At 34.5% G+C, this 15,171-nt stretch carries 11 protein-coding genes; 6 read left to right on the top strand and 5 right to left on the bottom strand.

The genetic code is table 11. The features are described 5' to 3' along the window. The first annotated feature begins 7 nt into the window (after window positions 1–7). The 3 genes from FGM02_RS04045 (at window position 8) to recJ (ending at window position 2,794) form a co-directional block, all read left to right on the top strand. Complete coding sequence (locus tag FGM02_RS04045; protein WP_139957031.1) at window positions 8–556, top strand: MOSC domain-containing protein; 549 nt, start codon at window positions 8–10, stop codon at window positions 554–556. Between the two features lie 18 nt (window positions 557–574). Continuing rightward, the gene (locus tag FGM02_RS04040; RefSeq protein WP_139957030.1) at window positions 575–994 is read left to right on the top strand and encodes an OsmC family protein; all 420 of its coding nucleotides are present in this window, start codon (window positions 575–577) and stop codon (window positions 992–994) included. 102 nt (window positions 995–1,096) lie between these two features. Continuing rightward, complete coding sequence (gene recJ, locus FGM02_RS04035; protein ID WP_139957029.1) at window positions 1,097–2,794, top strand: single-stranded-DNA-specific exonuclease RecJ; 1,698 nt, start codon at window positions 1,097–1,099, stop codon at window positions 2,792–2,794. A 2-nt stretch (window positions 2,795–2,796) separates the two neighbouring features. Here the strand turns inward: recJ and FGM02_RS04030 are convergent, their stop codons facing one another. After that, window positions 2,797–3,744, bottom strand: coding sequence for an arginase (locus FGM02_RS04030; RefSeq protein WP_139957028.1), 948 nt, complete (start codon window positions 3,742–3,744; stop codon window positions 2,797–2,799). Further along, window positions 3,741–5,024, bottom strand: a complete 1,284-nt coding sequence (gene rocD, locus FGM02_RS04025; RefSeq protein WP_139957027.1) for an ornithine--oxo-acid transaminase — start codon at window positions 5,022–5,024, stop codon at window positions 3,741–3,743. Before rocD ends, FGM02_RS04030 begins: the two co-directional genes overlap by 4 nt. Before the next feature lie 316 nt (window positions 5,025–5,340). On the opposite strand from rocD, the gene ald reads away from it, so the two are divergent. Beyond that, complete coding sequence (gene ald / locus FGM02_RS04020; protein WP_139957026.1) at window positions 5,341–6,426, top strand: alanine dehydrogenase; 1,086 nt, start codon at window positions 5,341–5,343, stop codon at window positions 6,424–6,426. A gap of 110 nt (window positions 6,427–6,536) precedes the next feature. Here ald and FGM02_RS04015 read toward each other — a convergent pair whose 3' ends face one another. From FGM02_RS04015 to FGM02_RS04005, 3 genes are all read right to left on the bottom strand, one after another. Continuing rightward, on the bottom strand, window positions 6,537–7,784 hold the full coding sequence (locus FGM02_RS04015) for a glutamate-5-semialdehyde dehydrogenase (protein WP_139957025.1): 1,248 nt from the start codon (window positions 7,782–7,784) through the stop codon (window positions 6,537–6,539). Window positions 7,785–7,851: 67 nt separating this feature from the next. Then, window positions 7,852–8,925 (bottom strand): glutamate 5-kinase, encoded by a 1,074-nt coding sequence (proB, locus tag FGM02_RS04010; RefSeq protein WP_139957024.1) that lies wholly within the window; start codon window positions 8,923–8,925, stop codon window positions 7,852–7,854. A gap of 137 nt (window positions 8,926–9,062) precedes the next feature. Beyond that, window positions 9,063–10,112, bottom strand: coding sequence for an endonuclease/exonuclease/phosphatase family protein (locus FGM02_RS04005; RefSeq protein ID WP_139957023.1), 1,050 nt, complete (start codon window positions 10,110–10,112; stop codon window positions 9,063–9,065). An 86-nt stretch (window positions 10,113–10,198) separates the two neighbouring features. Between FGM02_RS04005 and FGM02_RS04000 the strand changes: the two genes are divergently transcribed. Both FGM02_RS04000 and FGM02_RS03995 read left to right on the top strand, forming a co-directional pair. After that, the gene (locus tag FGM02_RS04000) at window positions 10,199–12,976 is read left to right on the top strand and encodes a carboxypeptidase-like regulatory domain-containing protein (protein ID WP_139957022.1); all 2,778 of its coding nucleotides are present in this window, start codon (window positions 10,199–10,201) and stop codon (window positions 12,974–12,976) included. 18 nt (window positions 12,977–12,994) lie between these two features. Next, entirely contained in the window at window positions 12,995–15,028 is a 2,034-nt protein-coding gene (locus FGM02_RS03995; protein WP_139957021.1) for a DUF5689 domain-containing protein, read from the top strand. The last annotated feature ends 143 nt before the right edge of the window (window positions 15,029–15,171 follow it).

Genomic DNA, 15,171 nt, shown 5'->3' with positions numbered 1-15,171 from the left:
CTGGATCATGAAAGTAATTTCGACCAACATAGGAGAAAGAAAAAAAATAACTTGGAAAGGAGTGCTTTTTGATACAGGTATTTTTAAAAGCCCTGTGACGTCTATTTTTTTAGGGAAGGAAGATGTAGAAGAAGATCAGGTAATAGATAGAGAGTGCCACGGAGGAGCTTCTAAGGCGGTATATATGTACAGTCTTGATCATTATGAATTTTGGAAAGCACAATATCCTGAATTGGATTGGCAGTATGGAATGTTTGGAGAAAATATAACTGTAGAAGATTTTCAAGAAACGGAACTTCATATTGGAGATGTTTTTAAAATTGGTACAGCTAAGGTTGCCGTATCTGAACATCGAGAACCTTGTTCAAAATTAGGCATGCGTTTTAACGATGGTGGCATGGTTAAGAAATTTTGGAAGAGTAGTAAATGTGGAGCATATTTTAGCGTAATAACTCCTGGAGAAGTGAAGCCAGGTGATCAATTACAATTGCTAGAAAAACATGTAGAAAATAAAACCATTGCACAGGTTTATCAAGATTTAAAAGAAAGTTTATAATTTGAAATATTAGTTCGTATGACACACAATGTAGCGTTAAACTGGAAAGGAAAAATGCACTTCGAATCAGAAGGGCCAGGAGGAAAAGTTTTAATTGATGGTGCTGAAGAGTTTGGAGGAGAAGGAAAAGGAGTTCGTCCAAAAGCCATGATGCTTTCTGCTTTGGCAGGTTGCGCAGGTATGGATATTTCTTCTTTGTTGAAAAAAATGAGAGCCGAAGTAGCACATTTTGCTATTGATGTTGCTGGAGAATTGACAGATGAAGATCCTAAATTTTACAAAAACGTAAAGGTTACGTTTAAGTTTTACGACAAAGAATTTAACAAGAAAAAAATTGAAAAAGCTGTAGATTTATCTGTGAACAGGTATTGTGGTGTGATGGAAATGTTCCGTCAGTTTGCCAATGTTACCGTTGCTATTGAATATATAGAAGAATAAATTTCGAAAAACAGTTTCTTACTAAAAACTTAAATTCTTTTCTGTATCTTTAGAGAAGGTATACTTTTTTAAGTAAGAATTTTTTTTCAAGTACAAATTGCTATGCGTTGGAAATTAAAATCAGAACCTGATGCTGTAAGCGTGAATACGCTTGCGAAAGCATTAGGCATAGAAAACTCCTTGGCCAAATTATTGGTGCAAAGGGGCATTTGTGATTTTGAACAAGCCAAGGATTTCTTCCGTCCAGATATTGAGAAGCTCCACGATCCATATTTAATGAAAGATATGGACAAAGCAGTAGCACGTATTGAGTTGGCAATTTCCGAAGGACAAAATATCATGGTCTATGGCGATTATGATGTCGATGGAACTACTTCTGTTGCGTTGATGTCTTCTTATTTGTTAGAAGATTATGATTTAGTCACTACTTATATTCCAGATCGATATGCAGAGGGTTATGGCGTTTCCTATATGGGAATAGATTTTGCCTCAGACAATGATATATCCTTAATTATTGCGTTAGACTGTGGTATCAAAGCCATTGAAAAAGTAGCCTATGCAAAAGAAAAAGGAATCGATTTTATTATTTGTGACCACCATAGACCTGGCGCAGAAATTCCAAAAGCAGCCGCAGTTTTAGATCCTAAAAGAGAAGATTGTACCTATCCTTTTGATGAATTGTGTGGTTGTGGCGTTGGCTTTAAATTGATTCAAGCTTTGGCCATAAGTAAAGGACAAGAATTTCAAGAGTTGCTGCCTTATCTAGATTTGGTTGCTACTGCAATTGCGGCAGATATTGTTCCTATGAATGGTGAAAATAGAATATTGGCTTTTCATGGATTGAAGGTAATTAATACAAATCCTAGGCCTGGAATTCGAGCAATTATTCATCAATTAAAAAAGAAAATTCTAACCATAACGGATGTGGTATTCGTTATTGCGCCTAGAATAAATGCTGCAGGAAGAATGAAACACGGTCTGCATGCTGTAGAATTAATGACCGAACAAAATTTTGAAAAAGCAGTAACTTTTGCCAGTGCTATTGAAACCTATAATTCTGACAGAAAAGAACTTGATAAAAAAATAACAGAAGATGCTTTACAACAAATTAAAGAAGCTGATGAGGAACAAAACTATACGAGTGTTGTTTTTCATGAAACTTGGCATAAAGGTGTTATTGGTATTGTGGCTTCTAGATTGATAGAAACCTATTACAGACCCACCCTTGTTTTTACAAAAAGCGGCGATAAATTGGCCGCATCAGCACGTTCTGTTTACGGATTTGATGTATACAACGCGTTACAAGAATGCAGTGAGTTTATTGAGCAATTTGGAGGGCATATGTATGCAGCGGGCTTGACTTTAGCTCCTGAAAATTACGAGAAATTTAAAGCAAAATTTGAAGAGGTTGTAAAGGCCACCATGCCAGAAGAATTAAGAACACCAGAAATAAAAATTGACAGTGAAATATTTTTATCAGAAGTAACTCCAAAATATTTTCGAATACTGAGTCAGATGGCTCCATTTGGCCCTGCAAATATGCACCCTGTTTTTATGGCCAGAGGTTTGCGAGATAATGGCTATGGAAAACAAGTGGGAGAGGATAAAACACATTTAAAATTGTCAATAATTTCTGGAGCTGACGCAAAAACGTACAATGCCATCGGTTTTAGTATGGGAGATAAATTCCCTTTGGTTCAGTCAGGAAATGCATTCAAAGCAGCCTTTACCATTGATGAAAATCATTGGCAAGGAAATACGTCTTTACAATTGATGTTAAAAGATATACAAGAAGAATAAAACTAATTCAGGTTTTTGGTAATCTGGTCTAAAATATAAAAAGCAGTTTCGGCCATTTTATTCCCTTTTGTGTCTAATAAAGGATTGATTTCTACAAATTCAACACAAACCACTTTTTTAGAGGCGATAATTCCATTGATGATTTCAATAATTTCTTTTGGGTCAAAACCTTTGGCTACCGGAGTGCCCGTTCCATAGGAAACCAAATCACAATCCATGCTATCTACGTCAAATGAAATGTAGATTTGGTCGCAATTTTTTAGTTTTTCCAAGGTTTCTTCTAAGCATTCTTTTAAACCTCGGTATCTTATTTCTGAGACTTTGTAGTTTTTAATTTCGAATTTTGTTAATTGATATTCTTCTGGGATTTCAGTATCTCTAACACCAAAATAAATAAGATTTTCGGGCTTTAGTTTTGGTCCTTTGGTTCCTATGTTTTTTATTTTATTCCAGTGAAGTTCTGTTTCTTCGGAAGGAATATTTATCTGACAATAAATATTATCGTCGCCAATAGCAGCAGCCAAAGGCATGCCATGAATGTTTCCAGAAGGTGAAGAATAGGGAGAGTGAATATCGGCATGAGCATCGATCCAAATAACGCCTAATTCTTTTTTTGGAAAAGCAGCTTTTATACCACTAATGGTTCCTAGTGACGAGGAATGATCCCCCGACAATACGATTGGGAATTTATTTTCTAACAAGCTTTGTTTGGTGCAATTAGCAACACGTTCACATTGTTCTGCAACATGCTGGATTCTTTTGGCAAACGAGTTTTTTTCTTTGTTGTAAATAGATTCATTCTTAGTTTCAACATCTATAAACGCATGTCTGTTAAAAAAATCATTTTCTTTATTTATGGCAGCAATTTCTAAGGCATCAATCCCTAAATCTGAACCTCTCGCACCTGCGCCTATATCAGATCGGTTTTTTATAATTTTTATTGCTTTCATAAGGTGGTAGTTTTTGTTTCACAATTTGATAGGGTTTCCATTATAATGTTTAAGCAGGCATCTAATTCCATTTTGTTCATAACAAGCGGTGGTGTAAATCGGATAATATTTCCATGTGTAGGTTTGGCTAAAAGGCCTTTTTTCATCAATAGAATACAAATATCCCATGCCGATGGAATGTTGGGAGCTTCAAAAAGTTCAATGGCATTTAGCAAACCTCTTCCTCTAACTTCTTTTACTATTTTTGAGTTTTTCCTAAAATCATTTAAGGTAGTTCTAAAGTGGTCTCCTAATAAACGTGCATTATGCATTAGGTTTTCGTCTTGTACAACTTGTAAAGCAGCAATAGCGACTACAGAGGCTATAGGATTCCCACCAAAGGTGCTTCCATGCTGTCCTGCTTGAATCACGTCCATAATTTCATTGTCGGCTAAAACAGCGCTTACAGGATAAGTACCGCCACTCAAAGCTTTTCCTAATAGGAGTACGTCTGGTCTTTGGTAAGTTTCTTGTTTCTCACAGGAGTTTTTACAAGTACAGTTTCCACAAACTGCTAGTAGACTTCCTGTACGGGCTATTCCTGTTTGTATTTCATCTGCCATAAATAAGATGTTGTATTTAGTGCAGAGGTTTTTTATTTCTTTTAAATAGGAATTAGATGGAGGAAAGATACCCGCTTCTCCTTGAATTGGCTCGACTAAAAAACCAACAATATTCGGCTCAGTTTTCAATAGCTCTTCCAAAGCAGTTGAATTGTTATAAGGTATTTTTAAAAAACCGGGCGTATAAGGACCAAAATTTTCATTGGCAACAGGATCGTTTGAAAAGGAAATAATGGTTGTGGTTCTTCCGTGAAAATTATTTTCACACACTACAATTTTTGCATTATTAACAGGAATTCCTTTTTTTTCATACCCCCATTTTCTCGCAATTTTAATGGCGGTTTCAACAGCTTCTGCGCCAGTGTTCATAGGCAGTAATTTGTCAAATCCGAAAAAGTCTGTGGTGAATTTTTCATAAGGACCCAATTGGTCGTTAAAAAACGCTCTTGAAGTAAGGGTTAATTTTTCTGCTTGCTCTGTCATAGCCGCAATAATTTTTGGGTGACAATGTCCTTGGTTAACGGCAGAGTAGGCTGCTAAAAAATCGTAATATTTTTTACCTTCTACATCCCAAAGATAAACGCCTTTTCCTTTTTTTAAAACTACAGGTAGTGGATGGTAATTATGTGCGCCATTTGCACTTTCTAGTTCCATATAATCGTCGGAAGTTTTAGTCATGTAAGAAAAGTTTTCTTAAAGCTAAATATTTTTTTCTGAAAAGAATAGCTATAGTGGTAAATGTTTAATTGACAGTTGTATATATAAACATATGCCTATGGAAAATGAAAAATTCCATGAATAAATTCGTCATGACTTACCAAAAGTTTTTATTTTTTTAACTAAAATGAAGGACTAATAGCATAAGACATAAAGTAATATGTGTCTTAGTATTAAATTATATGCTATTGTCTACAATCCCTTAATTTTTCGAATATTTGTGTTCTTTATTATTTTAATTGTGACAACTTAGCCAAATAATTATAATTTGTGCAAGATGAAAGTTGGTATTCCTAAAGAGATTAAGAATAATGAAAGCAGAGTTGGTATGACACCATCAGGGGTTTTCGAACTAGTAAAAAACAATCATATTGTTTATGTACAATCAAATGCTGGAGAAGGGAGCGGTTTTTTTAATGACGAATACTTAAAGGCTGGGGCAATAATTTTGGATACGATTGAAGAGGTCTATTTAAAGAGTGCAATGATTGTAAAAGTGAAAGAGCCAATAGCTAAAGAATACGATCTGATTCAAGTAGGTCAACTATTATTTACCTATTTCCACTTTGCATCAAGTGAGGCATTAACAAAAGCGATGCTTAAGGCGAAGGCAATTTGTATTGCCTATGAAACTGTTGAAGATGCTGAAGGAACATTACCATTATTAACACCTATGTCGGAGGTTGCTGGAAGGTTGTCTATTCAACAAGGTGCTAAATACTTAGAAAAACCCGTAAAAGGGCGAGGTGTGCTTTTAGGTGGTGTGCCAGGTGTAGCGCCGGGTAAAGTTTTGGTATTGGGTGCTGGAGTTGTTGGTATACAGGCTGCTAAAATGGCTGCAGGTTTGGGGGCTCATGTTACTATTATGGATATAAATATGAAACGCTTACGTTATGTAAATGATGTGATGCCACCACATGTGGTTACAGAATTCTCGAATGAATTTAATATTAGAAAACATATTAAGACGCATGATTTAATTATTGGAGGTGTTTTGTTAAAAGGAGCTAAAGCTCCGAATCTTATCACACGAGATATGCTAAAAGATATGCGACCAGGTACAGTAATAGTTGATGTTGCTGTAGATCAAGGTGGTTGTGTGGAAACGACAAGACCTACCACACACGAAGATCCTGTATATATTATTGATGACGTTGTCCATTATAGCGTGGCAAATATGCCCGGAGCAGTTCCTTGTACGTCTACAATGGCATTAACGAATGTTACATTACCGTATGCTTTGAAATTAGCAAATATGGGGTGGGAAGCTGCTTGTGAAAAAGATAAAGGTCTAAAAAAAGGATTGAATATTATTTCTGGTAAAATAGTTTATGAAGAAATAAATGATGCATTTGGATGGTAATAGGTTTTGACTTTTTTAGTTGAAAGTTAATTCTTAAGAAACTACTTAGTAGAAATATAAAAGCCCTTGAAAAATTTCAAGGGCTTTTATATTTAAGCGTATTTTTATAATTAAGCACGAATCTGTCCTGTACCTCTTACAATCCATTTATACGTGGTAATTTCATCTAAGGCCATTGGACCTCTAGCGTGTAATTTTTGAGTACTGATTCCAATTTCAGCACCCAATCCAAATTGTGCACCATCGGTAAAGGCAGTAGAGCTATTAGCATAAACTGCAGCAGCATCTACATTGTTTAAATAGTGTTCAATAGTAGCTTCATCTTCCGCTACAATTGCTTCACTGTGTTTAGAACTGTATTTAGCAATATGATTCAACGCTTCGTCTAAATTACCAACAGTTTTGATCGACATTTTATTAGATAAAAATTCAATTCCGAAATGCGATTCGTCTGCCAAATTCAACAAAGCTTCTGGATAGTTTCCTTTTAAAACAGCATGGGCACTTTCATCCGCAAAAATTTCAGTTTCTTTAGAAATTAAAGCATCGGTAATTTGTTGTAAATCAGATAATCTATTTTTATGAAGTAACAAACAGTCTAATGCATTACAAACACTTACTCTTCTAGTTTTTGCATTGCTTACAATGGCGGCACCTTTGCTAATATCTCCACTTTCATCAAAGTAAGTATGTACAATTCCTGCTCCGGTTTCAATAACAGGTACTTTGGCATTGTCTCTTACAAAATTAATCAAGCCTTGACTTCCTCTAGGAATAATAATATCTACATATTCCGTAGCGTTTAACATGTCTGCTGTTGCTTGTCTATCGGTTGGCAACAAGGTAACAATGTCGGTATTGATGTTGTGTTTTTTTAAGACTTCTTTGATCAAAGAAACGATGGCTAAATTAGAAAATTCAGCATCACTTCCTCCTTTTAAAATACAAGCATTGTTGGTTTTAAAGCAGAGTGAAAATACATCAAAAGAAACATTTGGTCGTGCTTCATAAATAATTCCAATGACTCCCATTGGCACTCTTACTTTGGAAATTTTTAAGCCGTTTTCTAATTCTTTGTTTGAAAGAATTTCTCCTACCGGACTTTTTAAATTAGAGACATTGACCATGTCTTGTGCAATTCCTTCAATTCTTTCTTTAGAAAGTAACAAACGATCATATTTAGGGTCGTTTTTGTCCATTTTATCTAAATCTTTTTGATTTTCAGAAAGAATAAAATCTGTTTTCTTTAGTGCCAATTCTGAAATTTCGACTAAAATCTTATGAATCTTATCGGCGGATAAAGAGATCAATTCTCTACTTGCTTTTTTTACTGCAATAAATGTTTCTTGTGTGTTCATTTTTGTTAATTTTTACATGCTTGGCTTCCTGCTAGTATAGCACTATGCGTCAAGTATGAATTAATTATTAATTTAATACGAGGTAATTGTAGTGAACTAAAGGAGTATGCCCTCTGTCTCCAATAATAGCTTGCGCCTCGTTAGAATCGTAAGCAACTTTTCCTAAGCCTATAGCATTGTTATGCGTATCTCGAATGTTGATCACATCCCCTTTTTTGAAAGTGCCTTTTATTTCAACTACCCCAACGGGCAGAAGGCTTGTCGCTTTTTCTGATAATAAAGCTTCTTTAGCACCATCATTAATAATAATAGAAGCTTCTGAAAAATCTCCAGATTGTGCAACCCATTTTTTAATGGTAGATGTTTCTTTCGAATCTGCTTTGAAAAAAGTACCTGTTTCTTTGTTTAACAAGGCTTTAATGATATTGTCTTTCGTGCCATTTCCAATATAAACATCCAAACCTAAGTCGGCAATTTTTTTAGCAGTATTGGCTTTGGTTAGCATGCCACCTCTACCAAATTCTGATTTTGTGTCAGAAACAGCATCTTCTAAATTTACCGTGTTTTCATGGTATTCTTTAATCAGTTCAGCGCCAGGTTCATTTGGGTGAGCTGTAAAAATACCATCAACATTTGAAAGTAATAGCAAACTACTTACATCCATCATAGCAGCTACTAAGCCGGATAATTCATCATTATCGGTAAACATTAATTCGGTAATAGAAACCACATCATTTTCATTAATAATTGGCGTCACATTGCTGCTTAATAAAGCATGCAAACAATTTTTAATATTTAAATAATGAGCTCTTGTTCTAAAAGATTCTTTTGTTACCAATACTTGAGAACAGAGCAAATTGTGTTTTAAAAATAAATTGCTGTAAATGTTCATCAATTGAATTTGTCCGATAGAAGCTAATACTTGTCGCTGACTTACCTTGTCTAAAGTGGCGGAAGAATTTACAATACTTCTACCTGCAGCAACGGCTCCTGAAGAAACCAAAATCACTTCAAATCCCTCTTTCTTTAAATCAGAAATTTGTTCAACAATATGCGCAATACGGTTTTCATCTGGTAAGCCAGACGAAAGCGTAAGTACATTCGAGCCAATTTTCACCAATATTCTTTTGGACAAACTCATGAGTTGATTTATTTCTGTTTAACGAAATGCAAAAATACAAATTTGAGGTGTAACGAGTGTCTAGTATCGAATGAAAATGAAAAAGGCTTTTTAGATCTTTCTTTTCTAAGAACAATTCAAGTGAAGTTTTGTCAAATTTATTCCCCTCTCTTTTTTAATAAATACAAATACACCGGATAATGATCACTATAGCCATTAGAAAAAGAGTTGTTTGTAAAACTTCTATAAGGATAGCCTTTATACCTTCCTTTAGAAACCGTTAAATAATTAGGGTTAAAAATTCGAGCTTGGTAAAATTTTAAATCATCGAAATTATTGTTTTTCGAAAGCAAATTCCCATTAACTATAATTTGATCAAATAAATTGATGTTGTCTCGATAGCCTAAGGTGCTATAGCCATGTTCAAATAACAACTCAAAAGGATTGTACCATTCTAGTGGAGCTACTTTTTTTTTGTGTTTTTTAGTGAGTAAAATTGTTTTTAGACTGGAATTTGTAGGGTCATCATTTAAATCGCCCATCAAAATAATTTTAGCACTTTTATCGGAATTAAATATACTATCACAAATGGTTTTGTTTAAGAAAGCTGCTTTTTCTCGTAAATGCTTACTTCGTTTTTCTCCTCCTCTTCTAGAAGGCCAATGATTGACAATTACATAAATCAATTCATTTTCTAAATAACCAGAAACAACTAATTGATCTCGCGTAAAAATCCGATAGCCCTTGTCTGACCAAATTTTTAATTCGTGATTTTTATGAGAAATAGGAATAAAAACATCTTTTTTATACAGCAAACCTACATCTATACCGCGTTGGTCTGGCGATTCGTAATGAACAATTCCATAGTTTTTGGCTTTTAAATAATCGGTGGCAATAAGCTCTTCCAAAACCATTCTGTTTTCTATTTCCGCAACACCAATTAAACTAGGGGAGGTATTTGTCTTTTCTCTACCAATTTCTGAAAGGACTTTGGCCATGTTGTTTAATTTTTGGCGGTAGATTTTTGTTCGTCCGTGCTTTATTTTTAAAATCGGGCTTTCTTCATCCATTTTGTCGGGATGATCAATGGTATCAAATAAATTTTCTAGATTATAAAATGCAACGGTGTGTATTTTATATTGACGGGTTTGCGCACTCAAAAACTGTACTAGCAATACAGCTAAGAGGCAGTGAATTTTTCTTTCCATGCTTTTTATTTTAAAAATACAAAGAATTATACTTTTAACTATCTCTAATATTTTGTAAATTGTAAGTGCTATGTTATCAATTTGTTATGAAAAAGAAATCCACATTTGTTATAAATGGGGCAATTTTCTGTTGTGTCATTTTATTAAATATTTCTATCGGATTTTCGCAGAAGTTGGCCTCGGTACAAGGTACGGTTATAGATGCTAGTACAAACTTGCCCATACCTAAAGTTTCTGTACAGATAGAAAATTTTACAAGTAGCTCATTTACGGATGTGCATGGGGAATTTATTGTCAAAAATATAGGCTTAACAGCTTGTGTTTTGATTGTAGAAAAGGAAGGCTATAAAACACAACAAATAGAAATTCTTCTCGGCAATAAGCCCATTTTAAAATTAGGAACTTTATTTCTTCAGCCAGAAACAAAAGAATTGCCAAGTGCAAATTTTATCGATTTAGACTTGGGTGATTTACAAGAAGATGTAGATGGTGGGGCAGATAATATTACAGGGTTTCTTCAAGCGTCAAAAGATCTTTTTGTTAGGACAGCAGCTTTTAATTTCGGACAAGCTAGGTTTAAAATTAGAGGATATGATAGTAATGAAACGGAAGTATTGATCAATGGGATCGGTCTAAACAAAATTGTTGATGGTAGGCCGCAATGGAGTAATTGGGGTGGTTTGAATGATGTATTGAGAAATCAATTATTTTCTTTTGGTATGGAAGCTTCAGAAGCTAGTTTTGGTCGGTTGGCAGGTAGTACCAATTATTTGACACGGGCTTCTGCTTATAGAAAAGGAAGCAGTGTTTCTTATGCCGCATCTAATGGTAGTTATAAGGGCAGAGTAATGGCTAGTTATTTTTCAGGCTTGCAAAAAAAAGGTTGGTATTTTGTTTTGTCTGCTTCTCGCCGTTTTGCTAAAGAAGCTTATATGGAAGGGACTTCTTACAATGCCAATTCTTTATTTACAGCGGTAGAAAAACAATTCAATAAAAGGCATAGCCTAAATTTTTCAGCTTTTTTTACGCCCAATAGAAGAGGGAAATCGGCACCGGCCACCCAAGAGGTTTTTGACCTTAAAGGAACAAACTATAATTCGTATTGGGGTTGGCAAAACGGACTCAAAAGAAATTCTAGAATCAAAGAAGTTGTAGAGCCAATTTTAATGCTGACCCATTACTGGAAACCTTCTCGGAAATTAAAACTAGAAACTACTTTTTCTTATCAATTTAGGCATATTAGCAACAGTAGATTTGGTTATGCCAATGCACCAAATCCAGATCCTAGCTACTACAAAAAGCTGCCTAGTTATTATTTTAGAGATCCTGAGAATCCAGATTATACCAATGCGTATTTGACTTTGACCGAATTTAAAAATGACGGACAGGTAGATTGGAAAAATTTGTATTTCGTAAATCATACAACAGGAATAGCAAATTATTATTTATACGAAGACCGAAATGAGGAAACTACTTTGGTTTTTAAAACAAATGCAACACAACAAATTAATGAGCATATTCAATGGCAAGGTGCTTTTGAATATAGAAATAGTGTTTCCTTAAATTATGCCAAGGTTTTAGATTTGTTTGGTGCGAATGGTTTTCAAGATATAGATCCGTATTTGGAAGGTACGGCACAACAAAATAATTTAGTTGAGCCCAATAGAACGGTTGCCGTAGGTGATGACTTTTCTTACAAATATCAAATGGAAGCAAATGTGGTAAAATTGAACAGCCAATTCAGTTACCAGTCTTTTAAATTTGATGGAACGATTTCTGGAATGTTCAGTGCTACTTCTTATAATAGAACCGGTTTTTATAAAAACGGACAATACCCTGAAAATTCTTTGGGAAAAGGCTCAAACAAGAAATTTTTGAATGCCAATATAAAAACAAGTGGCTTGTATAAAATTTCAGGAAGAAAATTACTCAGCTACAATTTGGGCTATTTGTCCAGGGCGCCCTTTGTCAGAAATACCTACGCCAATATTCGTGTTAATCACGATTTTGTTTCAAATGCTGCGAGTGAACAAGTGTTGTCTGGCGATGTGAATTTTCAGTACAGAGCTTCCAAATTAAAATCTAAAATCAGTTTGTACAGCACTTTTTTTAACAATGCAACAGAAAATACTTTTGTCTATGCCGATGGATTAAGAGGTGATAATGCCGATTTTGTGGCACAGTCTGTAACCGGAATTTCTAAAAGAAATATGGGAATAGAATTTAGCATGGAAGCAACCCTTTCATCAACCATAAAAGTAACCGGAGTTGCTGCTTTGGGGGATTATCGTTATACAAACAATCCAAACTTGCATATTTATTCCGATCAGTTTTTACAAGAATCAGGCGATTTGGGAAAAGCGTATCTAAAAAATTACAAGCAAGGCGGAACACCGCAACAAGCTTTTTCTGTAGGGTTTGAATATCGAGATCCTAATTATTGGTGGTATGCTGTCAATGGAAATTTTATGCGTCACAATTATTTACAAATCGCACCATTATTACGAACAGAAAATTTTTATAAAGACGCCAATGGTGTTCCTTATTTAGATGAAGTTACAGGAAAGGAAATTTCACAAAATTCTTTAGAGAATTTATTGAAGCAAGAAAAATTTCCAGACTTGTTTTTAGTAAATGCCATTGGAGGGAAGTCGTGGCGAATTGATAGTTCCTATTTGGGTTTGTTTGTGAGTGTAAATAATATTTTGGGTGAAGTCTATAAAACTGGCGGATTTGAGCAGAGTAGAAATGCCAATGTTCAAAAATTAATTAAGGATACAACTTTAGAAACACCTCTTTTTGGAAATAAATATTGGTACGGTTACGGTACCACTTATTATGTGATTTTGTCTTATCGGTTTTAACTATGAAAAAGAAATGTTATGAAAAAAATACTACTAAAAATAAGTGTAATTTTAAGCTTATGCGCTTGTGTAAATGATTCGAAATTCTCAACCCCTGAAATTTTTTGCGACGAAATAGATTTGGTGGAAACCCATACCTTGTCGCAAATTAAAGAAATGTCAGGCTTCGGTTTGGTCGTTTTTTCTGAAGAACTAATTATTTCAGGCTATGTAATTTCTTCTGATGCTTCTGGAAATATTTACAAAAACCTTTACCTACAAGATGCATTTGAAAATCCCACTTCGGCAATTAAAATTAGTTTGGATGAAACCAATAGCAATGCAAAATTCCCCATAGGGAATAAAGTCTTTGTAAAATTAAAAGGTTTGGCCTTGGGCTATGCTTATGGGAGCTTGGCAATTGGAAAAGCCAATGGGGCGACTTTAGAAAATATTCCTAATTTATTACTAGATCAGCATATTTTTAGAACCTGTGAAACCAAAGAAATTGTTCCAAAAAAAATCGCTATTTCTGAATTGGAGACAGAAGATGTAGGATTGTTTGTCGAACTAGAAAATGTACAGTTTCAACAAGTGGGCGCAAAAGAAACCTATGCCAATGTAGACAATACAAAAGCCGTGGATAGAATTATAGAGCAGTTGCATACGACTTGTGAAATTAATTCTGAAATAATACTGCATACCAGTGGTTTTTCGAAATTTAAAAATGAAGAAATTCCAAGAGGAAAAGGAACTATTTCTGGTATTTTAGATACCTATTATTCCGAATTTCAATTGTTGTTAAATACAAGTAAGGATGTGCATTTAAATGAAGAGCGCTGCTCATGGGCTGCAACATTTGGTACTCCTATAAGTATGGTAGCGCTTCAGAATTTATACCAAGGTGAAGTAGTGGAATTTGGGATGCAGAATTATAGAATGGAAGGTTTTGTTATTTCCTCTGATGAAAATGGAAATTTTAAAGAAAAACTTTTTATTCAAGACAAAAAAGAAAATCCGACTGGGGGAGTTCAAATTCTATTAGAACAAGAAAATTATTTTGAAGAATTTCAATTTGGTGAAAAAATAAGCATCTCTTTGCAGAATTTGTATATGGATAAAATTGATGGGGTTTTAACAATTGGTTTTTACAAAAAGAATTCTGTCGCAGAAATTGCAGAAACTGAAATAAATCAATTTATACAACAAACGGATTCTGTTTTTAAAATCACTCCTTTAGAAAGTGAATTGGAAAATTTAAATGCTAATTCGGCAAATGCTGTTTTGGTAAAAGTAAATCAGGTACAGCTTGTCGCTCAAGAAAAAGAAAAGGCTTTTGCCTATTTTTCAGGAAGTGAATCGGCCAATCGGATTTTAGAAAGTTGTCATGTATCCCAAAAATTGACGGTTTTTACAGAGGGAGAAGCCGTGTTTTCAAATAGAAAATTCCCCGTAGGGAATGGAAGTATTGTGGGGGTTTTTACAAATACTTCCGAAAAATTAAAATTGCAAATCAATTCGAGTACAGCTATTCAATTTGATAATCCCTATGAAGCTTGTCCGGTGCTTGTTCCTAAAATTCTGATTACAGAAGTGGCCGACCCCGAAAATGCAACGGGAGCTAGGTTTGTTGAGTTGTACAATGCAGGTACAAATGTCATTGATTTGACGGGTTGGAAATTGAATAAATATATAAATGGCGCAACTTCCGTTTCTGGTGACGGATTACTACTTTCTGGAATTTTAAATCCGCAGGAGTTTTGGATTGTGTCAAATGTCGATTTTGAAACGCTTTTCGGTTTTTCTTCGGATAAGGTTTCTAATTATATTTCTGCCAATGGCGATGATGTTTACGAGTTACTCGATGCTTCTGGAAAGCGACATGATATTTTTGGTGAAATTGGCACAGATGCTACTGGGACAAATTGGGAATTTGAAGACGGGCGTGCAGTTCGATTAAAAACGATGACAACTCCGAGTCCTAATTTTTCGGACTCAGAATGGCAGATTTCTTCCAAAGCAAACCATCAAAAAAAACAAGCGCCACAAGATTTTAATCCTGGAGTTTGGTAAGTGTTTTTACTTTCGGTTAACATTAAAAAAGAAGTGCTTTTGTAGAGTTTAAATTTAGGGATCCCTTTTTTTATTGTTTTGATGCTTGTTTTATTTTTAACGTATAGAATGACAATAATAGCACTACTTTTTTGCTGAATAAG

This window comes from Flavicella sediminum (assembly GCF_006381105.1).
GTDB lineage: Bacteria > Bacteroidota > Bacteroidia > Flavobacteriales > Flavobacteriaceae > Flavicella > Flavicella sediminum.
This window is presented reverse-complemented; position numbering and strand designations above follow the sequence as displayed.